Below are 22,299 nucleotides of genomic sequence, written 5' to 3'. Positions count from 1 at the left end.
AAACCCGCTCCTAGCGCTTCTTGTTCGTCTTGCGGCGGCGGACGATGTACTTGTTGCTCGCCTTCTTGGGAGCACGAGTACGACCTTCCTTCTGACCCCACGGGGAGACCGGGTGGCGACCACCGGAGGTCTTGCCCTCACCACCACCGTGCGGGTGGTCCACCGGGTTCATCGCCACACCGCGAACGGTCGGGCGAACGCCCAGCCAGCGCTTACGGCCGGCCTTACCCCAGTTGATGTTGCTCTGCTCGGCGTTGCCGACCTCGCCGACGGTGGCGCGGCAGCGCACGTCGACCAGGCGGATCTCACCGGAAGGCATGCGGAGGTGGGCCATCTGGCCCTCCTTCGCGAGCAGCTGCACGGAGGCACCGGCGGAGCGGGCGAACTTGGCGCCGCCACCGGGACGGAGCTCGATCGCGTGGATCGTGGTACCGACCGGGATGTTGCGCAGCGCCAGGTTGTTGCCCGGCTTGATGTCGGCCCCGGGACCGTTCTCGACGCGGTCACCCTGCTGCAGGTTGCGCGGGGCGAGGATGTAGCGCTTCTCGCCGTCGGCGTAGTGCAGCAGCGCGATGCGCGCGGTGCGGTTGGGGTCGTACTCGATGTGCGCGACCTTCGCCGGCACGCCGTCCTTGTCGTGACGACGGAAGTCGATCACTCGGTAGGCGCGCTTGTGGCCACCGCCCTGGTGGCGGACGGTCACACGACCGGAGTTGTTACGGCCACCCTTGCTGTGCAGGGGGCGGACCAACGACTTCTCCGGCGTGGACCGCGTGACCTCGACGAAGTCGGCGACGCTGGAGCCACGACGGCCCGGCGTAGTCGGCTTGTACTTGCGGATTCCCATTTCTCAGTCCTCGTCCGATATCGGACGATCCGGACCGCCCTTAGGCGGTCGGACCGCCGAAGATGTCGATACGGTCGCCCTCAGCGAGGGTCACGATCGCGCGCTTCGTGGACGCGCGCTGGCCGAAGCCCGTGCGGGTCCGCTTGCGCTTGCCCTGGCGGTTGATCGTGTTGACCCCGGTGACCTTGACCTCGAAGACCGTCTCGACGGCCTGCTTGATCTGGGTCTTGTTGCTGCCCGGGGCGACGACGAACGTGTACTTGTTCTCGTCGAGGAGCGCGTAGCTCTTCTCGGACACGACCGGCTTGATCAAGATGTCACGGAGGTCCGTGAACGACTTGCTCGCCGGCGTGACGACGGTGTTCTTGCCCTCGGCGGCGTGGCGACGCGCCTTGGCGACGCGAGCCGCCTTGGCCTTCTTCGCGGCCTTCGAGGCAATGGCGGGGTGACGGATAGCCATCAGGCTTCGCTCCCTTCGGTGTCATTGGCCTTCGGGCCCGACACGAAGGACTCGAACGCGGCCTGGGTGAAGACCACGTCGTCCGAGACGAGAACGTCGTACGTGTTCAGCTGGCCCGGCTCCAGGATGTGGACCTGGGGCAGGTTGCGGGCGGACAGCCACGCGGCCTCGTCGGCGCGCTCGACGACCAGGAGCAGGTTCTTGCGCTCCGAGATCTTGCCGAACAGGCTCTTCGCGGCCTTCGTGGAGGGGGTCTCGCCCTCGATCACGCCGGAGACGACGTGGATGCGGTTGTTGCGGGCCCGGTCGGTGAGGGCGTGGCGCAGGGCCGCGGCCTTCATCTTCTTCGGGGTCCGCTGCGAGTAGTCACGCGGCACGGGACCGTGCACGACGCCACCACCGGCGAACTGCGGCGCGCGGGTCGAACCCTGACGGGCGCGACCGGTGCCCTTCTGGCGGTAAGGCTTCTTGCCACCACCACGGACCTCGCCACGGGTCTTGGTCTTGTGCGTGCCCTGACGGGCAGCGGCCAGCTGTGCGACGACGACCTGGTGGAGCAGCGGAACGCTGATCTTCTCTACGTCGAAGATCTCCGCGGGGAGCTCGACGGAACCGGCCTTGTCGCCCGCCGGCGAAAGGATGTCAACAGTGCTCATCGGTTACCTCAGGCCCCCTTGGCCGCGGTGCGGACCAGGACGAGGCCGCCGTTCGGACCGGGAACCGCGCCCTTGATGAGCAGCAGACCCTTCTCCGCGTCAACGGCGTGGACGGTCAGGTTCTGGGTGGTGACCCGCTCGTTGCCCATGCGACCCGCCATGCGGAGGCCCTTGAACACGCGGCCCGGGGTGGCGCAGCCACCGATGGAACCGGGCGAGCGGTGCTTGCGCTGGGTACCGTGTCCGGCGCCGAGGCCACGGAAGTTGTGGCGCTTCATGACACCGGCGAAGCCCTTGCCCTTGCTCTTGCCGGTCACGTCGACCTTCACGCCGGCCTCGAACACCTCGGCGGTGACTTCCTGGCCCAGCGTGTACTCGGAGGCGTCCGCGGTGCGGATCTCGACGAGGTGACGACGGGGGGTGACGTCGGCCTTCGCGAAGTGGCCCTTGAGGGGCTTGTTCACCTTGCGCGGGTCGATCTCGCCGAAGGCGAGCTGGACGGACTCGTAGCCGTCGGCGTCGTTGGTACGCACCTGGGTGACGACGTTCGGGCCGGCCTTGACGACGGTGACCGGAACAACACGGTTGTTCTCGTCCCACACCTGCGTCATGCCGAGCTTCTCGCCCAGGATGCCCTTGATCTGCTTAGCCATTCTCAGATCACCGACCCTCAGAGCTTGATCTCGATGTCGACACCGGCCGGGAGGTCGAGTCGCATCAGAGAGTCAACGGTCTTGGGGGTGGGGTCGAGGATGTCGATCAGGCGCTTGTGCGTGCGCATCTCGAAGTGCTCGCGCGAGTCCTTGTACTTGTGCGGCGACTTGATGACGCAGTACACGTTCTTCTCTGTGGGCAGCGGCACCGGGCCCGCGACCGACGCACCAGTGCGGGTCACCGTCTCGACGATCTTCTTCGCCGAGGAGTCGATGACCTCGTGGTCGTAGGCCTTGAGCCGGATGCGGATCTTCTGTCCCGCCATGGCTACTCAGTAGTCCTGTCTCTCTAACGCTCTGGAACCTGGTGTTCCCCTACCCGATCCTCCGACCCACGCGGTCGGGCGTGTCGCGCTGCCGCTGACACAGATGCCCCTTGTTCGAACATCCCTTGTCTGGGAGCACGGCCCTTCCGGAACCGCAAGCCGGGGGCGGAAGGCCCACCGGGTGCCTGGCCGGTGCCGCACTGTCACTTCCCGAAAGATTCCCGTACGTCCGCCCCAGCGCTGCCTTACGGCAGTTAGGGCGACGAGTACTGTGGGACTCGCTTCCGGTCCTCCCGGCGGGAGGCGCGCAGCATCAACACTCGACCGAGCAACTCGGACAGTCTGCCATATGGGGCAGGGGGCTGGCCAATCGAGCCGGAGAGAATACCCCGAGGGTGACGTAGGTCAAACCCTGGCGTCCGCGCCCTCGGATCGGCCGGGTGCCCGCCGCCTGACCGGAGCGGCCGCGTCCGCGCCGTCGTCCACCAGCGCCCGTATGACCCCGTGGTCCGGGGAGAAGCGGCATGCGGGATCCGTACGGGCGGCGTCACCGGTGAGTGCGTACGCCTGGCCCGGTGCAGTGGCCCTCGCAGCTCGGCGAGCCGTACGTGCGGCCCGGCTCGATCAGGTTGAGTTCGTCCGTCGCTTCCTGACCGATTTCCCCCCGACCACAGCCGGCCCTTGCGGTCCCAGGGCAGGCCCTGCGGATCGCGGTGGCCGTAGCTGTGGATGTGGTTGCCGAACGGGTTGCCGGGAGCGGGGGCGCCGGACTGGGTGATCCGCAGGATCTTGCCGTTGATCGAGTTGGTGTCCTGCGCGAGCCGCGCCTGCGTGGCGATCGTGCCGCCGTGGTGGTTCGAGCCCCGTCCGAGCCCGCCGAGCACCACGGTGTAGCCGCCGAGCGACTGGCCGTCGTAGCGCATCCGCACGACCCGGGTCTCGTTCGCCGTGGTGTGCATGAAGAACACGCGCTTGTTCATCGCGCCGTCCCACGTCGGGGACAGCGTGGTGACGTCGGCTGCGGCGCGCGGCGTGATCCGTGGCCGCAGCGGTGGGGGACGGTACAGCGCATGCGGCGGTCGGCTGCGACAGGCCTGCCGCCGGCAGGGCGGCCGTAGCGGTGAGCGAGGCCATGCAGAGCCGGGCTGAATGTCGCACCCGGCCAGTCGGGCCGACGGATCCACCTCAGCGGACCCGTCGGCCGCTCCGGTACCCGGGCAACACGCCTGTTCAGCTGCCTGTTCCGCTCGGACGCGGTCCCGCGAGCTGTCCCGAGGCCGGCCCGGAGGGGTGCTGCTCGCCGAGCAGCCGGAGCGCCTCCCGTAGCAGCGTGCTCGAGGTGTGCACGGTGTAGGGGAAGTAGACGACCTGCACCCCGACCCTCGCGAATTCGGTCTCGAGAGCCGTCCAGACCTCCGTGCCGAGCCAGTCGTCACCTTTGAAGATGACGTCGAATCCGACTTCCTTCCAGATAGCGATCTTGTCGTCCATGGTCGCGACGAACGTCTCGTCCACATAGCGCACACTCCGAACGATCTGCAGCCGCTCGGCGAGCGGGACGACCGGCGGCCTGCCTTTCAGGCGCACCACCAGGTCGTCCGAGCAGACACCGGCGACGAGCCGGTCGCAGTGCCCGCGCGCCCGGCGCAGGATGTTCAGATGGCCCACATGGAAGAGGTCGAAGACCCCTGGCGCGTAGCCGAGACGTTCGCCTGTCAACGCTGTTCCTTCGGAGGCCCGTCGGCGGCCGCGGTCACCACGAGCGCTTTCGACCGGGGCGAGGTGTTGTCGCCGTCGCTGACGGCGATCCGGTAGCGGTGGCGGGAGCCTGGGGTGACGGAGTCGGTGTGCGTCATCGTGGGGCGGTTCCACTCCGCGGACCGCTGCGTCGGCGAGGCCACGAGCTTGCCGTCCCGGTAGATCAGGTACTTCAGCACCGCGTCGTCCCGGTCCCATGCGGCACGCCAGCTGAGCGTGACCTTGCCGGCGGCCGACGTCGAGGCGGCGAGCTGGGGCGGCTCCTCCGGGATTCCGCGGTCGCGCCCGGCCGAGAAGCGGACCAGGCTCTGCTGCCGTCTGCCGTTGACCTCGGTGAACTCGCCGCCCGCCCACAGGACTTCGCCGGCCATCTTCAGCGCACGGGGGCCGTTGCCCTCGCCGGTCCCGCCGTCCGTGTCGGGGAACCAGTGCAGGATGTGCCGGTTGCGGACCGACTGGGCCAGGAAGTGCTGGCGTTGGTTGTGCTCGGGGAACCCGCCCGGGGTGTCCCTGCAGTTGTGGGCGTGGGATCCGCTGTAGAGCACGCCGTTGTGCACGGCGAGGGCCTGGGTGGCGCCCAGGCAGGTGTCCTTCCAGATCATGTCGCCGTTGCCGAGGCGGCCGGCGATGCGGCCGTCGAAGATGCCGGTTCCCTTGCCCTCGGCCGCCACATAGAAGTTGGTCGCGTCGCGTACCAGCGCCTTCACCTTGGACCTCGCCGGCAGCCAGCTCGGGTACGAGGTCACCGTCGTGCCTGTGGCGGGGCGCAGGGCGACGAGCTTGAACTCGAACTCGTCGTTGACCTCGAGGAAGTCGCCGCCGACGATGAGCTTGCCGAACTCGGGTGCGGCGAGGATGGCCCGTACGGGAGCGTCGATCTGTGCCTTGAACGGCAGCAGCGAACCATCGGGCGTGAGCGCCGCGATGCGCTGCCTCTTCTGACCGTTGACGACCGTGAAGTCGCCGCCCAGATAGACCGCGGTGTCCGTGACCTCGATCGCCCGCACGAACGACGACATGTGCGGTCGGAAGTCCCTGCGCAGCGAGCAGTTGGCCGTGTTGAGCGCGACCGCACTGGAGGCGGCGGCCTTGCCGACCTTGCCGAACGAGCCACCGACGTACAGCACCTTGCCGTCGGGGGAAGCCTTCAGCGCCCGTACGGTGTCACCGGCGCCGGAGAAGGGCTGGGCGCACGGCAGCAGTTTGCCGGTGGCGGCGTCGAACGCGGCGAAGTTCTTGCGTGCGACCTCCCTCTGGCCGCGCTCGGCGCCCGGAGGACGGACCTTGTCGAAGGTCCCGCCGACGTAGACGACACCGTCCGCGTACTCGATCGACCAGACGATGCCGTCGGTCTGCCAGGTCGCCAAACGGTCGGCGGTCAGGGTCTTTTCGTCGCCGTCGGCTGCTGAGCTCGACGCGGTGATGAGCGAGGCAGCCGCGAGGAGGGCCACGGCCGAAGCCGTGGTGAGCCCTCTCTTCGTGCTTTTTCTCAGGCGCATGGAACATCCCTGGTTGCAGCAAGTACGGGTGGGAGAAGGGAAGGAGGAGGGGCGGTCTCGGTTCCGAGACGGCCTCACGTGGTGCGTTCGCGCAGCACACCGACGAGTTCACGCACGCCCAGGGGTGTGCTAAATCGCCACAAACTTATACCGAATACGAAAAATCCCATGGTGATTGCGACGGCAAGTCCGATGGCCGTGTCACCTGCCAGCAGCCTGGTGGGAACGACCAGCGGCACCGTCAGACACAGGCCGGCGGCGGTCGCCAGGAGATATCCGTTGTCGATGATCGTGAAGCCCGGATGCCGCCGCACCAACGCGGCGGAGACCAGGTTCTCGACGATGGTCGCCGCCGCCCAGGACAGGGCGGCTCCGAGCACGCCCAGCCGGGGTACGGCGAGCAGGCCGACCGTCAGCTGCACCGTGAACGCGACGCCGGTGACCGCCAGATGCCAGGAACTCTTGCCTGCCATGAGCAGCACCGTCTGGGCGTTTCCCACCCCCACGTTGACCGCCGAGGCGACACAGAGCACCACCAGCGCGGCCGCCCCCTGCTCGAACTCCGGCCCGAACAACGACAGGACGGTGCCCGGGAAGCTGGTGAGCAGGACGAGCAGGGGCCAGGAGAACAGCACGATCCAGCGCGTCGAGACCCGGTACAGATGACGGGCCTGCGGGATGTCGCCCACGGCGAGGAGACGGCTGATCTCCGGAGCGACGGCCAGCCGGATGGCGAGCTGGAGCAGCGTCGCCGCGATGACGACACGGCCGACGGCGGTGTAGATGCCGGCCTCTTCGCTCGTCGCCAGGCAGGACAGCAGCACGACGCCCACCCAGACCGCGCTGATGTCGAAGACGGAGGAGATCGCCCGAGGTACGGCGAACGCCCAGAATCCGTGCCGGGTGGCGGCCGCGTCGGGCGCGGGCGGACGTCCGAGGCCGGTATGGCGGCACCGGCGCAGCGCGTACCAGGCGGCGAGGACACCGGCCAGGGAGGGCACGAGCCAGGCGGCGGCCAGGCTCAGCACACCGGGGGCCAGCAGGGCGACCGGTACGGCGATCAGGACGCGCAGGACCGGTTTGCCGATCTGTTCGACCCCAACCAGCGGAATCACGGTGCCGTAGCCCTGGGTCGCGCCGAGCAGAACCAGGGTGACCGTGGCCAGGGGGAGGAACAGCGCGAAGAGCCGGACCAACGTGACCGCGTCCTGGGGAGGCAGGTTCGGCAGCAGTGAGGTGGCCGTGGAGGGAGACAGGAACAGCAGCGCGGCGGCCCCGGTGCTCACCGCGGCGCCCGGGACGACCGCGGTGCGCAGAAGCGCGCCCACCTGCCGGCCGCCGCCGGTGGCCACGTCACGGGAGACGAAGCGCACCAGCCCGGTGTCGGCGCCGAGCTTGCAGGTGTTGCAGAGGATGGTGAAGACGGCGACGCCGGTGAACACCGCTCCCGACCCGTGCGCCCCCAGGGTGCGAGTGACCAGGGTGACGAGGAGGTAGCCGAAGACGGCGCTGACCGCTGAGCCCAGGAAACCCCACCATCCGCCCCGCGCGGTGGCGGCGACCCCGCTCCGGGTGGCCGTCCCGCCGGCGGCGGGAAGGGCCGTTCCGGAGGCGCTCATCCTTTGGAGGCGGTGAGCGTGTCGTCCTGGGCGGACGAGCTCTGCTGCGGCTGGGAGATCAGCTCTTCCTGGGTACGGCCGACGGGGTGCGCGGCCGCGGACAGAGCCTCGGTCCCCTCGGCACGGGCGGCCGGCATCGCCGCCGAGCCCGGCTCCCCCGGGCGGCGGCTGCCGCTCAGGGCAGCGCGGAGCAGGCTCCGCCGACTGCCGAGGCAGAGCACCGCGCCCACGATGTGTCCACCCGCGCAACTGATCAGCTCACGAACCTGCCTGAGGTCGTCGCGGGTGGTGTGCTGCAGTCCGCCCACGATGAGGACACCGTCCGCACGCTGGGCGACCGCGAGACCGTCGGCGTGTTCGAGCAGCGGCCGCGTGACGACCACCGAGGACCTTCCGGAAGCGGCACACGACAGGGCCCGCGCCACCATGGGGGACATCGGGATGTCGCCGGTGGAGGCGCCCCGTCGGTCGGGGCAGAGCATGATGCGCCCGGCCGTGCCCGCGTCGACGACGACCCGGCCGTCCAAGGGGCGCGGCGATTCGGCGTCGTCATCCGCGTCCTCGGTCAGCAGGGGCAGTCGTGCCGCGAGGCCCGGTGTGCTCGCGGTGGCGTCCACCAGCAGGACGTCCTCACCGGACTCGGCGAACACGGCGGCGAGGTTGACGGCGGCCGCCTCGGCCTCGCGGTCCTGCTTCGGGGCCACGACCAGCAGCGTGCCGCCGGCCGTACGGGCATCGCCGTGCCGCAGGTGGAAGGCGAGAGTGCGGTACGCCTCCGCGCGATCGCTGGCTACCCGGCCGACCTCCAGCAGCGCGCTGTCCGTCGCGGCGTCCGGGAGGATGGCCAGCACCGGGGCGCCCAGCGCGCCCTGGGCCTCGCCGACCGAGCGGACCCGGGGTTCGAAGGCGGACCGCAGCCAGGCGAGCAGGATGGCCAGTACGAGTCCGCCCATCAGGCCGAGGCCGATGAGCGCCACCGGCCCCGGCCCCGCGGGGTGCTTCGGCGGCTCGGCCCTGCGTACGACGTCGCCTCCGGTGGTGTCGCGGGACTCGAAGTCGGAGATCCGCTTCTGCAGTCCGTTGATCTGGTCTCGCAGCGCCACGCTTGTGGGCTTGCCGGCTTCCGCGGTGCTCTTTTTGATCAGTGGGACGAGCTGCCGCTTCAGCGCGGTCGCCATCCGCCGCACCGTGGCGTCGGTCCGCTCCTTGCGGTCGGCGAGATAGGCGTCGAGGAACGCGTTGGTGACCCGGGCCGCCCGCTTCGGAGTGCCGGCCGTGTACTCGAACCGGAGAATATGGGTGTGCGGCGGATTGCTGACCCTCAGCTCCTCCAGCAGCGCGTCGGCACGGGACGGTTGGCGCAACGCCTTCGCCGCACGGGCCGCGACGGTGGCGCTGAGCGCGATCTGCTGCTCGGTGCCCATGCTCACCTGGTTGTCGACGGCCACGCCGTAGGTGCTGAACGGGTCCACCGTCGAACGGACCAGCACCTCGCCGGTGGAGGTGTAGCTGCCCGCGCGCAGCAGCACCAGCAGCAGTCCCCCGAGCAGCCCGAGGACGATACCCAGCGCGATGGTCACGCGGTACCTCAGCAGCTGGCGCAGCTGGTCGCGGAGCTGGTCCGGTTCGCTGTACCCGTCATCGAAGCTGGCGGAGCTGGTCACGGATGCCTCCTGTTCCGGGGATGGATGCGTGGCTGACGGTCGCGGGCGGCAGCGCCGGTGAAGGGAGCCGCAGTGGCCGGGCGGCGCGGCGGGTGATGAACAGCGGGACGGTCAGGAGCAGCAGCATCGGACCGACGATGGCCAGGAGGCTGCCGCGCAGGAAGATCATCTGGTAGAAGGCAAAGGCCGGGACCAGCACGAACGCCAGCGTGGCCTGCCTGTCCCGTAGCCGTTCACGGATGTCGTCCATACGGCGTCCGGCCGCACCCAGCAGACAGAAAACGGCCATCACAGAGGGAAAACCGGCCCACATGTAGCTCTCGATCCACAGCGGTGCCGAGAGATTCCAGAACTCGTAGCCCGCGTGCTGGGCGAGCGTGATACCGACGGCCTGCGGCTTTTCCGGCCATACGGAGCGCGGCACCATGAACACGAGGGGTCCGAGCGCGTCCGACGGCGAGAAGCCGTTCTCCTTCACATGGTCGACCCCGGTCTGCATCTGCTGGAAGGAGTCGTAGTCCATGTTCGAGGTGAGCTGTTCCGTCAGGCTCACCACCTGGACGGCTTCACGTTCGCTGTAACGGAAGTAGTCGCTGTACGGGAAGACGAGCAGCACCACCGCGGTGAGCGCGGCGGCGGTGATACGGAAGGCCCGCGGGCGGTTGAACCGGCTCCATGTGAACAGCAGGACCAGAAGCACGGTGCCGGCCCAGAAGCGCGGCCTGCTGATCGGGTTGTTGACGACCACGTTGAGTCCGAGCAGCAGCGGGAGCAGCAGCCAGCGGACGCGGCGCAACCATCGGTCGCCCGTCGCGCGGCGGGGCAGGTGGATCAGGCCCACCAAGGCCCAGAAAGCGGGGACGCAGAGAGTCCAGGTGCGCAGCGTCCGCTCCGAGTCCGTCGCGGCCTCCGACTGCCACAGGGCCTGCCTGCTGGTGAAAAAGGCGGCCCACCCGCCCAGCTGGGGGACGAGTACGACCGCGAGAACGAGCGACAGGGCACTGACGACGAGCACACGCAACGGTGCCAACCTGCGGGAGAGCAGCGGTGCGAGCACGACCGAGCGCTTCGCGGCGCGCCTGGCGGCCAGGAATGCTCCGGCGCTGTAGGCGAGCAGCCCGACTTCGATCAGGACGGTGACGGAGAAGGAGGTGGCGTCGTCGGTCCGGTATCCAAGGGGGTAGGCGTCGGTGGCGAGCATGGCGAGTGGCGCCAGCCCGAGCCAGACATAGGAGAAGAGCCAGAAACCGAACGCGACGAGCCGTACCGACGTACCGGTGAGCACCCAGGTGAGCGCCCCACCGGTATGCGCCACGACGACGCACTGCACCACGAGTGCGGCGCCGATGGTTTCGTCGGAGCTCTGCAGGACCAGCCCCGGCAGCAGTCCGACGAGTACAGCGGCCCAGGCGCATACCGCCGCCATGCAACGTTCCTGACTGCCCTGCACCTGCACCCCTCTCACGGAAGCGAGCAAATAGGCTGAATTCGCGTCAGCCTATTTTTACCTCACCTGCGATACATATGGGGTGAATTCAGGAGCGTTTCGTCTTAGGGTTTTCGACCGTCAGATCGTATTATTTTACCGGCCGGGAGACCATGAAGTACTGCGAACTCAACCACCAGGGCATGTTCGGCACCGGGCTCATCTGCACGGAATCGATGGAGAAGCGCTCCCGCACGACTTCGCGCAGTTCGCGAAAATCAAAGCCCTTGTGGGTCGTGCGCGGATTATCCGGTCGGCTCACACGCATTCCGGCCATCGCTTTCATCACGTCCGTGAGCGTGTACTCCGTCTTGAGCGAGCGGCTGCGAATCATCCAGTTCGTCACCTTCGGCACGATGGCCAGGCCGCACATGATCGGCACAGAGATCACGAGCGCGCCGCTCGGCTTGAGCATGCGCAACGCGTCTACGAGCAGGGCATCGAGTTCGTTGGCGTAAAGATGCTCGCAGACCTCGAACGCCGTCAACACATCCACGCTTTGCGCCGCGACGCTTTCCATCGATTCCACGTACTTCACTTCGGGATACGACGGTTCCATGTACGGGTCGTATCCGACGAGCGTGACGTCGGGTCGCGCCTCGCCAAGCGCGTGCAGAAAAAGTCCGGGTCCTGCACCGAAATCGATGACGGTGCCGTGCTTCGCGCACACTCCGGCGACGAGATCGACCGCCATCGTCGTACGGGTGCGATGCGCAAAACGAGCCAGCGGGTTACCCGATTTTACCGTTTGTTCCTCGTACGAGATTTCGCGCATCGAGAGCTCCTGACATTGGACTTGTGCAATGGGTCCCGAGCCGACGAGGCCAGCCTGAGGATTTCTTCGAATCGCGAGGCGCAGCGCTCCAGGGCGAACTCCCGCTCGGCCAGCGCCCGGCTCTCCTTGCCCAGCGCCTCCGCGCGCGCCGGGTCGTTCAGGACCTCGCGGACCCACGTGGCCGCGCCGGCCAGCGAGGACTCTTCCGGCGCGAACACCGCCGAGCCGGCCTTGCGGAGCAGCTGTGCCGCCAGATTGTCCGCCGGCATCAGACCCAGCACCGGGCGTCCGGCGCACAGATAGGACAGCGTCTTGGAGGGGACCGAGAACTCCCCGGCGTCCGCCGCGAGCAGCACGACCAGCACATCGCCCGTGCCCAGCACCTCGGGCAACCGCTCGTAGGGCTGGAAGGGCAACAGGGTCAGATCGACGCCCCGGGCGGCCGCCGCCTCCTTGATGACCGGGACGGCCGGGCCGTCGTTGACGACGACGAGGCGGACCCGTTCACCCTGCTCGCGCAGCGTCTCGACCAGCCGCACCAGCAGCGCGGGGTTGTGCTTGAGGCCGATCGTGCCCGAGTACAGCACCGTCCTGACGCCGGTGAGGCCGTGCTCCCGCGACCACGCGTTGGCACGGGGCACGGGGAGGATCTCGTCCAGCGGCGCCCAGTTGGGAATGACAGTGACCTTGTCGGCGGTGCCCCACTCCCGGTGCACCCGCACGAAGGAGTCGGCGATCACCACGATCGCCGAGGCGCGTCGCGCCGACCACCTCTCGCCCTGCTCGAACACCCGGGCGGCGACGCCCATCAGCCTCGACACACCGGCGGCGGCGAAGCTGCGAAGGGCGATGGCGGTGATGTCCTGGTGCCACAGCACCCAGGGGATGCGCAGCGTCTTCAGCGCCGCCGCGGCCACCACCAGGGTCGGGATCGGCAGATTCCCCAGCATCGCCACGTCCGGCTTCTCGCGCCGTACCTGCCGGGCGAGTTCCAGGCCGAGACGGGTCTCCTGGAAGAGGCGCCGGACGTAGGCGCCCTTGTCCAGCACGACGTGGTCGCCAATGGTGACGAACCGCAGGCCGGCGACCGTGTCCTCGGCGAGGTTGCCCTTTCCGGAGACGTAGGCCGGGCAGGTCGAGTGCACGACGTCATGGCCGCGGTGCGCCAGCTCACGGCTGAGCTGCGCCTGGAACGGGTGCCCGCTGTAGTCGTGGACGAGGATCCTCATCGGCTGTTCTCCCTGCCGCTCCGAGCGATCAGGAGCGCGCGAGCTTGACCTGGTCGTAGACCCAGGCGTAGGTCTTCTCGAGGCCCTCGGCGAGGGGGATCGAGGGCTCCCAGCCGTGGAGTTCGCGGATCAGGGTGTTGTCGGAGTTGCGGCCGCGTACGCCCTGCGGCGCGTCCAGCTGGTACTTGCGCTCGCAGCGGATGCCCGCGATCTCCTCGACGATGTCGACCAGTTGGTTGATGGTGACCAGCTCGGAGGAGCCGACATTGACGGGGATGCTGCTGGCCCCGTTCATGAGCATCTGCGTGCCGTGGACACAGTCGTCGATGTACATGAAGGAACGGGTCTGCCGGCCGTCGCCCCAGATGTCGATCCGGTGCGCCCCGGAGATGGCCGCCTCGGCGATCTTGCGGCACACGGCCGCCGGAGCCTTCTCACGACCACCGGTCCAGGTGCCCGCAGGGCCGTACACGTTGTGGTAGCGCGCGACGCGACAGGTGAACCCGTAGTCCTCCTCGAAGTGGCGGCACATGCGCTCGGAGAAGAGCTTCTCCCAGCCGTAGCCGTCCTCGGGCTGTGCCGGGTACGCGTCCTCCTCCTTCAGCGCGGTGACGTTCGAGGCGGTCTGCTTGGCGGCGGCGTACACGCAGGCCGACGAGGAGTAGAAGTAGCGCTCCACGTCGGCCTCGTGCGCGGCCTTGAGCATATGGGTGCTGATCAGCACCGACATCATGCAGGCGGCCTTGTGGTTCTCGATGAAGCCCATGCCGCCCATGTCGGCGGCCAGCATGTAGACCTGCCGCGCGCCCCGGACGGCGTCGCGGGCGTTCTCGAGGAGCGACAGATCGGCGACGACGTTCTCGGCGTCGCGGTGCAGTTGGTGCCAGTCGCGCTGCGGCTTGATGTCGACGCAGCGAACCGAAAGCCCCTGTGCCAGGAGGTCGGCAGCGAGGTGCCCGCCGATGAATCCCCCGCCTCCGGCAACAACGACGTCCACCTGCTTGGCCATGGCAGCTCCTCCAGAAACCCGGGATCGGTGGTCACTGAGACCTGCCAGGTAGGTTATGCACTAATTATCCGAATTAGACTGATATGCCACGCGCTTCCGTGCCCCGAGCGGCCTGATGCCTCCGTCTGGGCCTGTCGTCTCCGGCCACGCGAGGCGATCGATGAGCCTTCAGAGATTTCGGTAGAGCTCTTCCAGTCGGTCCGCCACCGCATGGATGGAGAAGGCTTCCTCCACCGCGCGCTTTCCCGCTTCCACCAGCCCACGGCGCCTGTTCTCGTCGGTGAGCAGCTCGCAGACCGCCTCGGCCATCGCGCGCGGGCTGCCGTCCGTGACGATCGCCGCTCCACGGCGCGCGAGTTCGTCCGCCATGCCGCAGGTGTCGGTGCACACCACCGGCGTTCCGGCGGACAGGGCCTCGATCACGGTCATGGGGAACGGCTCGTCCACGCTCGGCAGCACATATACGGCCGCCTTCGCATAGGCATGCAAGGCCTCGGCATACGACAGCGCCCCGCCGTAGGAGACGACGTCCGTGAGCCGGTGGCCGGCGATGAGCTGACGCACCGTCGGCAGCAACCCCTCGTCGGCCCCGTGCAGGGTGAACCGCACCTCGGGCAGCTTCCGGTGCACCAGGGCGGCCATCTCGACGAACGCCTCCGGGCGCTTGCGCGGGTGCAGCCTCGCCATGAAGAGCACCTCCGGGGCGTGCCGCCGAGGCTCCACCACCGCGTTGCGCTCCGGCCGCACCCCGTTGGGCAACGTCAGCAGCGGCGGCCCCTCCGGTCCGATGACCTCGGACACGGCCCGCCGCTCCCTCTCGGTGAGCACCAGACAGCCGCGCGCCCGGCGCAGCAGCGGCACGTACAGGCCGTCGAAGAGCTTGGCGACCAGCCTGTGGCGTGGCTCCACCATCCCGTGCGTCTGCGTGAAGAACCTCTTTCCCCGCAACGTCGCCACGGCCAGCGCGGTGAGGGAGACGAGGTCGCGCCCCGCGTGGATGTGCACCACATCGGCCCTGCCCATGGAACGCCACATGTCCCGGACGAGCAGCGGGTTCATGAGCCCGGTGAAACGACCCGGAAGCAGGGCGCGCGCGGGGCGGGTGCGCAGCGGAACCGAGCCGATGCGTGCCGGGGCCCGGGATCCGCCTCGCCACAAGGACAGCAGCGTGACCTCATGGCCGCGCGCGGCGCACTCCTCCAGCTGGCCCGTCGCCACGCTCGTGGGACCGCCGTACGCTCCGTCCTCACTGACGAGCGTCACCACATGAACGAGCCTCATCCCACACCCCTCGCCATGACGACCTCGGCCGGGGCGACATCGCGGTGGGCGATCGCCGCGGCGCCCACCACGGCGCCACGACCGACGGTGACCCCGCGCAGCACGACGGCCCGCGCCGCGACCCAGGCTCCGGGCTCCAGGCGGATGGGCCCGTTGTCGAACTCGAAGGTGGGACTGTGGCGTTGATGGCTTCCGGTGCACAGCAACGCCCCCTGGGAGACACAGGCGTTGCTGCCGATGCTGATCCGCTCGAGGTTCAGCAACCAGGCGTCCTCGCCGATCCATACGTCGTCACCGACGTCCAGCCGCCACGGCCAGTGCACGCGCACCCGCTGACGGATCAGCACCCGCCGCCCGATGCGCGCGCCGAAGGCCCGCAGCAGAGCGGGCCGCCAGCGGGCCGGGAACCACCACTTGACGAAGACGAGGTTGAGAACAGCGAACCAGGCCGCCTGAACGAGCAGGGGGCGCCCCTTGTCGTAACCGGCTCCGGTGAAGCCTCGCAGGGAGCGTTCCACGGCAGTCGACCCTTCTTTGTGCGGGTAATGAATCGAGTCAGGACAGTTCCCGGAACCACTTGGCGAAGAATGCGGGCACGAGCATCAGATGAGCCACGAGCAGGGCGACATACAGCGCGAAGAAAAGCTTCTGATTTCCCAGGAACAAGAAGATCAGGCACAGCAGGCCGTAATCCACGGGCAACAACGCCATGCCACGGACAGTGGAGTGCGGTCGCATCGGGCCGACGTGTACGTCGGTCCCCCGCCGTCTCAGCTGTTCCGTCAACATGCCTCCGAAGAACAGCAGGACAGCAGCCAACTGGAAGGTGATCGGGGTGAGCAGCAGGATGGGACGCGGCAGTTCGAAGAACCGGTAGAAAGAAATCAGAACCGCCGCATGGACGCTCAGGAGTTTCGCGCAGTCCACCACATGGTCCATCAACGCCCCGGCAGGGCCGGCCGACCCGTGCAGCCGGGCCAGTTGACCGTCCGCGGAATCCAGCGCGAAGCCGACGAGCAGGGCGAGCGCGACCCATCGTCCGAGCGCGTGTGAAGGGGGGTTGAGGGCGATCGCGGCAATGGCGGCAAAGGTGACCAGGCCGCTTGCGGCGGTCACGTGGTTGGGCGAGAGCCCGATGCGGTGAGCCGCGGCCGCGAGCAGCCTTCCGGCCGGCCGATTGACGAATCGTGAGTAACCGGGGACACCGCGGGCGGGCTTCTGCGCCTTCGAGAGCTGCCTCAGTGTGCTGGAGAAGTCCACTCTCTCAACCTCATGCCTGAGCAGGCGCAACGATCACCGCGGATGTGATGCGGTACGGAAACGTCGCAACTCGCCCACGGATGACTGTCTCGCCATGATCGCCATGTGGAGAACGTAAGTGCTCGGGACCGCCGCACCCGATGGGACAAGCGGACTTATCGTGTGATCCACCCGATTGGCCTCGGCTGTGAGCGTGCCCGCGACCGTCACCCAAGTCGAAATGAATTCCTGTAGTAAAAAGATCGGGATTCCGACACAAGGGCGGACGGCATGTACGTTGGGCAGACGGCAGGCGATCTCGGCGTCATCCGCACGACGGACGACCCCACAACAGCGCCCCGACGGGCAGCCGAAAAGACAGACCGACCCCTTTCCCACGGACTGTTCGGCGCGGTCCTTTTCCTCCACTCGGCCCTCGCTGTGTTCATCGGGACGAACGGCTGGGACGACGGATCCATCACGCTGGCGTTCGCGCGCACCTTTGCCGATTCCGGTCAGATCGCGCTGACACCGCCGTCGGAGACGGTCGAGGGATTTTCGAGTCCCTTTTGGTTCTTGCTGATGGCGGGCACCTACCGGGTGCTGCCCTTGGACTTCGGCGGCATGATCCTGGCCAGCCAGCTGTGGTCCGGACTCTTCGCGGCCCTCGGTGCCGTCCTGCTTCACACCATGCTGCGACAGTACGGCCGCGTCCAGGCCTGGGTGGTCAGCCTGGTGCTCTTCGGGTACGGGCCGTTTCTCAACGAGACCATCAACGGAATGGAGATGACGTCGCTGTCCACGGCCGCGCTCGCGATCGTGTGGCTGTTTCGGAGCGGCCACCGATATGCGTGGATCGGGCTGATGCTGCTGGCTGCCACAGCCCCGTGGATCCGGGCGGAAGCCGTCGGCTACGTCATCGCCGGCGCTGTGATGCTGGGGCTGTGTTCGAGGGAGTATCGCCGGGCATGGGCCCTGGTCGCGGGTGTCGTGCTCTCCTTCACGGTACTCACAGCAGTTCGCCTGGCGATTTTCGGCTCGCTGCTGCCGAACACGATGATCGCGAAGCAGTCCAGCCCGTACAGCGCGGACTCGACGATCAGGCATGTCCTGCAGGTGTGCGTGGCCGCGGTGGAGATTCTGTACGTCCTGCTGCCGGCAGCGGTCATCGCCGTCACAGCGTGGGCAGGCATGCGCAGCGGGTTGCGGCCAGTGGGCGCCGAGGCGTTCAGGCGAATTCGCTCACGGAGCGTGCACCCCGTCGCGAGCTTCGGCCTCGGGTACATCGGGGCTGTCGCGATCTTCAACGTGGCGATCGGCCGGAATTGGGGCTACATCGGACGGATGGAGCAGTCCGCGATCGCCCTGGGCGTAGTAGTGCTTGCGCTGTCCAAGCCCGGTGTCATGCGATTCCTGAAATCCACGCCCCGCCTCTTCGCCGTGACCGCCGCGCTGCTTCTGCTCACGGCCTGCGGCATCGAAAAGCAGTTCATCGCCGCACGGCTCCATCCCGAGAGCGAGGTGGCTGTCACCCCGGCGGCATATCGAATGACCGGCGAGGCGATGGACGCGGTGCGGATGACGCTGGGACAGCCGGAACTGACCGTATTGACCCCGGATGTCGGCGGCTCGAGTCTGTGCTGCGCCAACTTGAAGATCCTCGACCTGGCCCTGCTGGCCAACTCCGCGCTCGCCCGCGACGGATACGCTGCGATGCCCTCATACCTGGAGGCCAACAAACCCGAACTGGTGGAGACACACGGCATGTGGTCGGAGGCCTCCAAGCTGTACGACATCACCTATTTCCGGCACAACTACACGCCCATCGTCGTCCACAACATGTGGATGTACCTGCGAAACGATCTCCGCCGGGAGCTCGCATCACGGTGCACACCGATCACCCCTGAGGAAACACGCTCGCTTCGCTACCGTGGTGCCGAGGTCGACGAGCGGTATGTGCGCTCCCTGAATCTCGATTCGGTATGCCGGCTTTCCTGACCGGTTGGATCCGGGAGACCGGACCAAACGTTCTCAGTAGGCCCCGCGCCCGTCCAACACAGCACGAACCGTGCGGGCCATGACCGTCATGTCCCAGGTCCACGACCAGTTGTCGACGTACCGCAGATCGAGCGAGACGGTCTCGTGCCAGGACAGGTCGGACCTGCCACTCACCTGCCACAGCCCCGTGAGGCCGGGTTTGACACTCAGCCGGCGCATCTCCACCTCGTCGTAGCGGGCGACTTCCTCCGGCAGCGGCGGACGGGGCCCCACCAACGACATGTGACCGAGCAGGACATTGGCCAACTGGGGCAGCTCGTCCAGCGAGTAGCGGCGCAGAAAGCGCCCGGCAGACGTGACCCGGGGATCCCGGCGCAGCTTGAACATATGGCCGTCGTGTTCGTTCGCCGCCGCCAGGTCACCCTTCATCCGGTCCGCGTCCACGACCATGGTCCGGAACTTCCACATGGGGAAAGGCACCCCGTCCCGGCCGACGCGGACCTGGCGGTAGATGACCGGCCCCGGCGAACTCATGCGCACGGCGAGCGCCAGCAGCGCGAACAGGGGAGCCAGCACCATGAGCAGGACGAGCGAGCCTGCCCGGTCCGTGGCGGCCTTCAGCAGCGTCGGCAGGCCACGGCGCGTCGGCGGCGAGACGTCCAGCAGGGTGAGCCCGGCCGCCGAGGCGATACGGACCCTGCGCCGGGCCACTTCGACGATGCCGGGCAGCACCATCAGCCGACGGCCCCGGTCGTGCAGGGCCCAGGACAGCCGGCGAAGTCGGTCCCCGCACATGTGCCTGCCCGTGGTGACGAAGACCAGGTCGGCGCCGAGCGCCTCAGCCGCTTCCGCCACGGGCGCGGCATCCTCGTCCGGAGTGGCCGGCGCGCCCACCCGCAGCCGGGCGGACACGGGCACACCGGACAGCAGGTCTCCCTCGCCCAGCACACAGGCCCCGACCACCACATACCCGTGGTCCGTGCGCTCGGCGAGCTGTCCGACCACGGAGTCCACCGCCCCGTCCTCACCGACGACGAGGACGCGTCGAAGCCCTCGGGCGCGTCGGCGTACGGCCAGGATGTGGCGGTGGATCGCCTTGCGGCAGACCACGGTGACCACCAGGGACGGGCACAGTGCGGCAAGAGCCGCTGCGGGGGGCTCTCCGAGTCCGAATACCGTCCGCAGCACGGCCAGGGCGCCGAGCAGCACCAGCCAGTCGCGCAGCACCGGTCCGACCGGGGCGCCTTCGTCCCATGTCCAGGGTGCGTAGCGCTTGGCGGCGAGGCCCACGAGCACCCAGACGACCGTGATCGCCACCGCCTGGCGCACGGGGTGGGCCGTACCGATCAGGGAGAGGATCACCACTGTCGGCAGTGCCATCCCCAAGGAGTCGGCGCCGACCGCGACCGGTACGTACCACCGGTTCGCAGGGCGTCTGGGCGTGGTGGACCGGTGCGGTGTGAGGGAAATCGTCTGCCCCGACACCGCGCTGGTGGACTGCCGCATGGTTCTCCCTATGACCCCGGCCCTCGGCGAACACGTGGGGCGCGGCTGCATCGGAGGAGCAGCTCACGCCCTATGTGAGGGTTATATCAACATTTTTTGAATGTATGTCCTACTTGCCTGACTGGGCGCCGGGCGTTTCTTGCCGCCGGACGACGTGCTCACAGGCGGCGGAAACCGGCCCCGCACAGGGGCGCGACGGCCTCGTCGAACGCCCGCGACGACACTTCGGCACTCGGCCTTTCCGGTGCTCTGCAACTCGGACGGCCTACGCAGAGGAATCCCCGGGAGTGGCGTTCATCGGATTGTGCAAATGATCAGATGCCCCCGAGCGGATGCGGATCAGCACCCGAATCGCCGAAGGCAGCCGAAGGAAAGGGTGCGAGTGTCCGCCCGGGCGAGATCCGGTACACCCAGAACAAAGGAGCACTCGTCGTGCGAGCAACCACTCGAGCAACCACCCGGTCCACACGAGCGAGATGGGGCGCGCGCTGTGTCGGCCTCGGCCTGGCCACAGCACTGGCGGTCACCTTCGCGGCGGGCCCCGCGGCGGCCGCCCCGGGGCCTCAGCTCGAGGCCGAGGTAGCGCCCGAAGAAGTCGCCGATAACCCCGACTGCGCCGACATCCCGGGGCAGAGCGGCTCCACGGAATTCGACACGAACACGGCCCCGACGGACGGGCAGGTGATCAACATCAACGGGCAGGGAACGATCACCATCGGCATCACGGAAAGGACGGAGGAGCCAGACGGGCAGCTGCTGAGTTTCAGCATCGAGGGCCCCTTCGCCGCTTCGGCAGTCATCATCAAGGGCGGTCCGGCAAACGAGGGGGGAGCCAACCTCTACGACTACACGGACACGCCGGCCGGCCAGATCGAGGCCGACGAAACGCTCCACGCCCAGCTCAACCCCACCGGCAACGCCCTCGCCGACATCAGCCACGTGGCGTTCTGCATCGTCCCGGACGGCTCCAACACCTGACGCATCCATCCCCCAGGCCGGAAAGCAAAGGGGCCCGTACGACCGAAGTCGTACGGGCCCCTTCAGGAGCTCGCGTCGGAGCTACCAGGTCAGATCAACAAGCTCACTTGGTGATCTTGGTGACCTGGCCGGCGCCCACGGTCCGGCCACCCTCACGGATGGCGAACTTCAGGCCCTCTTCCATGGCGACGGGCTGGATGAGCTCCACCTTCATCTCGGTGTTGTCACCCGGCATGACCATCTCGGTGCCCTCGGGGAGGGTCACCACGCCGGTCACGTCCGTCGTACGGAAGTAGAACTGCGGACGGTAGTTGTTGAAGAACGGCGTGTGGCGGCCACCCTCGTCCTTGGACAGGATGTAGGCCTGCGCCTCGAACTCGGTGTGCGGGGTGACCGAGCCCGGCTTGATGATGACCTGGCCGCGCTCGACATCCTCGCGCTTGATGCCACGGAGGAGCAGACCGACGTTCTCACCGGCCTGGCCCTCGTCGAGCAGCTTGCGGAACATCTCGATGCCGGTGACCGTGGTGGTGGTCTTCTCCTGCTTGATGCCCACGATGTCAACGGTCTCGTTGACCTTGAGGACACCACGCTCGATACGGCCGGTGACGACCGTACCGCGACCGGTGATCGTGAAGACGTCCTCGATCGGCATCAGGAACGGCTTGTCGACGTCACGCTCGGGCTGCGGGATGTTCTCGTCCACGGCCTTCATGAGCTCGAGGACGGTGTTGCCCCACTCCTTGTCGCCCTCAAGGGCCTTGAGCGCCGAGACCTTGACGACCGGCAGGTCGTCGCCCGGGAACTCGTACTCGGAGAGCAGCTCACGAACCTCGAGCTCGACGAGCTCCAGGATCTCCTCGTCGTCCACCATGTCGGCCTTGTTCAGGGCGACGACGATGTACGGAACGCCGACCTGGCGGGCCAGGAGCACGTGCTCCTTGGTCTGCGGCATCGGGCCGTCGGTGGCGGCGACCACGAGGATGGCGCCGTCCATCTGGGCAGCACCGGTGATCATGTTCTTGATGTAGTCCGCGTGACCGGGGCAGTCGACGTGGGCGTAGTGACGCGTCTCAGTCTGGTACTCGACGTGCGCGATGGAGATGGTGATACCGCGCTGGCGCTCCTCGGGAGCCTTGTCGATCTGGTCGAAGGCCGAGGCCTCGTTCAGGTCCGGGTACGCGTCGTGCAGCACCTTGGTAATGGCGGCCGTGAGGGTCGTCTTACCGTGGTCGATGTGACCGATGGTGCCGATGTTGACGTGGGGCTTAGTCCGCTCGAACTTCGCCTTCGCCACGGGGTCCTCCTGTGGAGTG

At 67.9% G+C, this 22,299-nt stretch carries 21 protein-coding genes; 2 read left to right on the top strand and 19 right to left on the bottom strand.

Translation table 11 applies throughout. The features are described 5' to 3' along the window. Nucleotides 1–10: 10 nt before the first annotated feature. The 17 genes from rplB to ACTMVF_RS33585 form a co-directional block, all read right to left on the bottom strand. Nucleotides 11–847: a 50S ribosomal protein L2 gene (gene rplB, locus ACTMVF_RS33665; protein WP_037887002.1), complete on the bottom strand. Its 837-nt coding sequence runs from the start codon at nucleotides 845–847 to the stop codon at nucleotides 11–13. A 40-nt stretch (nucleotides 848–887) separates the two neighbouring features. Further along, on the bottom strand, nucleotides 888–1,307 hold the full coding sequence (rplW, locus tag ACTMVF_RS33660; protein ID WP_062706769.1) for a 50S ribosomal protein L23: 420 nt from the start codon (nucleotides 1,305–1,307) through the stop codon (nucleotides 888–890). Further along, nucleotides 1,307–1,963: a 50S ribosomal protein L4 gene (rplD, locus tag ACTMVF_RS33655; RefSeq protein WP_441274861.1), complete on the bottom strand. Its 657-nt coding sequence runs from the start codon at nucleotides 1,961–1,963 to the stop codon at nucleotides 1,307–1,309. The genes rplW and rplD overlap by 1 nt, the downstream gene beginning before the upstream one ends. Before the next feature lie 8 nt (nucleotides 1,964–1,971). Further along, nucleotides 1,972–2,616 (bottom strand): 50S ribosomal protein L3, encoded by a 645-nt coding sequence (gene rplC / locus ACTMVF_RS33650; protein ID WP_031477844.1) that lies wholly within the window; start codon nucleotides 2,614–2,616, stop codon nucleotides 1,972–1,974. 17 nt (nucleotides 2,617–2,633) lie between these two features. Further along, the gene (gene rpsJ, locus ACTMVF_RS33645) at nucleotides 2,634–2,942 is read right to left on the bottom strand and encodes a 30S ribosomal protein S10 (RefSeq protein WP_003948644.1); all 309 of its coding nucleotides are present in this window, start codon (nucleotides 2,940–2,942) and stop codon (nucleotides 2,634–2,636) included. A gap of 254 nt (nucleotides 2,943–3,196) precedes the next feature. Next, a complete protein-coding gene (locus ACTMVF_RS33640; protein ID WP_441274860.1) occupies nucleotides 3,197–3,922 on the bottom strand; it encodes a PQQ-dependent sugar dehydrogenase in 726 nt (241 codons plus the stop codon). A 250-nt stretch (nucleotides 3,923–4,172) separates the two neighbouring features. Continuing rightward, entirely contained in the window at nucleotides 4,173–4,661 is a 489-nt protein-coding gene (locus ACTMVF_RS33635) for an adenylyltransferase/cytidyltransferase family protein (RefSeq protein ID WP_441274859.1), read from the bottom strand. Next, on the bottom strand, nucleotides 4,658–6,199 hold the full coding sequence (locus ACTMVF_RS33630) for a fibronectin type III domain-containing protein (protein ID WP_441274858.1): 1,542 nt from the start codon (nucleotides 6,197–6,199) through the stop codon (nucleotides 4,658–4,660). Before ACTMVF_RS33630 ends, ACTMVF_RS33635 begins: the two co-directional genes overlap by 4 nt. 74 nt (nucleotides 6,200–6,273) lie before the next feature. Beyond that, nucleotides 6,274–7,818 (bottom strand): oligosaccharide flippase family protein, encoded by a 1,545-nt coding sequence (locus tag ACTMVF_RS33625; protein ID WP_441274857.1) that lies wholly within the window; start codon nucleotides 7,816–7,818, stop codon nucleotides 6,274–6,276. Beyond that, nucleotides 7,815–9,482: a hypothetical protein gene (locus ACTMVF_RS33620; RefSeq protein ID WP_441274856.1), complete on the bottom strand. Its 1,668-nt coding sequence runs from the start codon at nucleotides 9,480–9,482 to the stop codon at nucleotides 7,815–7,817. The genes ACTMVF_RS33625 and ACTMVF_RS33620 overlap by 4 nt, the downstream gene beginning before the upstream one ends. Further along, nucleotides 9,457–10,908, bottom strand: coding sequence for a hypothetical protein (locus tag ACTMVF_RS33615; protein ID WP_441274855.1), 1,452 nt, complete (start codon nucleotides 10,906–10,908; stop codon nucleotides 9,457–9,459). Before ACTMVF_RS33615 ends, ACTMVF_RS33620 begins: the two co-directional genes overlap by 26 nt. 151 nt (nucleotides 10,909–11,059) lie before the next feature. Then, entirely contained in the window at nucleotides 11,060–11,743 is a 684-nt protein-coding gene (locus ACTMVF_RS33610) for a class I SAM-dependent methyltransferase (protein WP_441274854.1), read from the bottom strand. Next, a complete protein-coding gene (locus tag ACTMVF_RS33605) occupies nucleotides 11,710–12,972 on the bottom strand; it encodes a glycosyltransferase family 4 protein (RefSeq protein WP_441274853.1) in 1,263 nt (420 codons plus the stop codon). The genes ACTMVF_RS33610 and ACTMVF_RS33605 overlap by 34 nt, the downstream gene beginning before the upstream one ends. Nucleotides 12,973–13,000: 28 nt before the next feature. Continuing rightward, nucleotides 13,001–13,981, bottom strand: a complete 981-nt coding sequence (locus ACTMVF_RS33600) for an NAD-dependent epimerase/dehydratase family protein (protein WP_441274852.1) — start codon at nucleotides 13,979–13,981, stop codon at nucleotides 13,001–13,003. 168 nt (nucleotides 13,982–14,149) lie between these two features. Continuing rightward, nucleotides 14,150–15,262, bottom strand: a complete 1,113-nt coding sequence (locus ACTMVF_RS33595; protein WP_441274851.1) for a glycosyltransferase — start codon at nucleotides 15,260–15,262, stop codon at nucleotides 14,150–14,152. Continuing rightward, on the bottom strand, nucleotides 15,259–15,780 hold the full coding sequence (locus ACTMVF_RS33590) for a putative colanic acid biosynthesis acetyltransferase (RefSeq protein ID WP_441274850.1): 522 nt from the start codon (nucleotides 15,778–15,780) through the stop codon (nucleotides 15,259–15,261). The genes ACTMVF_RS33595 and ACTMVF_RS33590 overlap by 4 nt, the downstream gene beginning before the upstream one ends. 37 nt (nucleotides 15,781–15,817) lie before the next feature. Continuing rightward, nucleotides 15,818–16,522: a CDP-alcohol phosphatidyltransferase family protein gene (locus ACTMVF_RS33585; RefSeq protein WP_441274849.1), complete on the bottom strand. Its 705-nt coding sequence runs from the start codon at nucleotides 16,520–16,522 to the stop codon at nucleotides 15,818–15,820. 270 nt (nucleotides 16,523–16,792) lie between these two features. On the opposite strand from ACTMVF_RS33585, the gene ACTMVF_RS33580 reads away from it, so the two are divergent. After that, nucleotides 16,793–18,499 carry a hypothetical protein gene (locus ACTMVF_RS33580; RefSeq protein ID WP_441274848.1) on the top strand — a complete coding sequence of 569 codons (1,707 nt, stop codon included), beginning with the start codon at nucleotides 16,793–16,795 and terminating at the stop codon, nucleotides 18,497–18,499. A gap of 33 nt (nucleotides 18,500–18,532) precedes the next feature. Here ACTMVF_RS33580 and ACTMVF_RS33575 read toward each other — a convergent pair whose 3' ends face one another. Next, nucleotides 18,533–20,005, bottom strand: coding sequence for an exopolysaccharide biosynthesis polyprenyl glycosylphosphotransferase (locus ACTMVF_RS33575; protein ID WP_441274847.1), 1,473 nt, complete (start codon nucleotides 20,003–20,005; stop codon nucleotides 18,533–18,535). A gap of 432 nt (nucleotides 20,006–20,437) precedes the next feature. Between ACTMVF_RS33575 and ACTMVF_RS33570 the strand changes: the two genes are divergently transcribed. After that, nucleotides 20,438–20,983, top strand: coding sequence for a hypothetical protein (locus ACTMVF_RS33570; RefSeq protein WP_441274846.1), 546 nt, complete (start codon nucleotides 20,438–20,440; stop codon nucleotides 20,981–20,983). Nucleotides 20,984–21,086: 103 nt separating this feature from the next. Here the strand turns inward: ACTMVF_RS33570 and tuf are convergent, their stop codons facing one another. Next, entirely contained in the window at nucleotides 21,087–22,280 is a 1,194-nt protein-coding gene (gene tuf, locus ACTMVF_RS33565; protein WP_441274845.1) for an elongation factor Tu, read from the bottom strand. Nucleotides 22,281–22,299: the final 19 nt, after the last annotated feature.

It is taken from the genome of Streptomyces sp. SD31 (genome assembly GCF_052068475.1).
In the GTDB taxonomy this organism is placed as follows: domain Bacteria; phylum Actinomycetota; class Actinomycetes; order Streptomycetales; family Streptomycetaceae; genus Streptomyces.
Note: the sequence above shows the minus strand (reverse complement) of the source record. Positions and strands in the feature narration are given on the sequence as shown.

Coding starts and splice junctions, on each gene's coding strand:
- ACTMVF_RS33610 (WP_441274854.1), bottom strand. CDS start 11,743: ATGCGCGAAATCTCGTACGAGGAACAAACGGTAAAATCGGGTAACCCG.
- ACTMVF_RS33605 (WP_441274853.1), bottom strand. CDS start 12,972: ATGAGGATCCTCGTCCACGACTACAGCGGGCACCCGTTCCAGGCGCAG.
- rplD (WP_441274861.1), bottom strand. CDS start 1,963: ATGAGCACTGTTGACATCCTTTCGCCGGCGGGCGACAAGGCCGGTTCC.
- ACTMVF_RS33600 (WP_441274852.1), bottom strand. CDS start 13,981: ATGGCCAAGCAGGTGGACGTCGTTGTTGCCGGAGGCGGGGGATTCATC.
- ACTMVF_RS33575 (WP_441274847.1), bottom strand. CDS start 20,005: ATGCGGCAGTCCACCAGCGCGGTGTCGGGGCAGACGATTTCCCTCACA.
- ACTMVF_RS33580 (WP_441274848.1), top strand. CDS start 16,793: ATGTACGTTGGGCAGACGGCAGGCGATCTCGGCGTCATCCGCACGACG.
- rplW (WP_062706769.1), bottom strand. CDS start 1,307: ATGGCTATCCGTCACCCCGCCATTGCCTCGAAGGCCGCGAAGAAGGCC.
- ACTMVF_RS33625 (WP_441274857.1), bottom strand. CDS start 7,818: ATGAGCGCCTCCGGAACGGCCCTTCCCGCCGCCGGCGGGACGGCCACC.
- ACTMVF_RS33640 (WP_441274860.1), bottom strand. CDS start 3,922: ATGAACAAGCGCGTGTTCTTCATGCACACCACGGCGAACGAGACCCGG.
- ACTMVF_RS33615 (WP_441274855.1), bottom strand. CDS start 10,908: ATGGCGGCGGTATGCGCCTGGGCCGCTGTACTCGTCGGACTGCTGCCG.
- rplB (WP_037887002.1), bottom strand. CDS start 847: ATGGGAATCCGCAAGTACAAGCCGACTACGCCGGGCCGTCGTGGCTCC.
- rpsJ (WP_003948644.1), bottom strand. CDS start 2,942: ATGGCGGGACAGAAGATCCGCATCCGGCTCAAGGCCTACGACCACGAG.
- rplC (WP_031477844.1), bottom strand. CDS start 2,616: ATGGCTAAGCAGATCAAGGGCATCCTGGGCGAGAAGCTCGGCATGACG.
- ACTMVF_RS33595 (WP_441274851.1), bottom strand. CDS start 15,262: ATGAGGCTCGTTCATGTGGTGACGCTCGTCAGTGAGGACGGAGCGTAC.
- ACTMVF_RS33630 (WP_441274858.1), bottom strand. CDS start 6,199: ATGCGCCTGAGAAAAAGCACGAAGAGAGGGCTCACCACGGCTTCGGCC.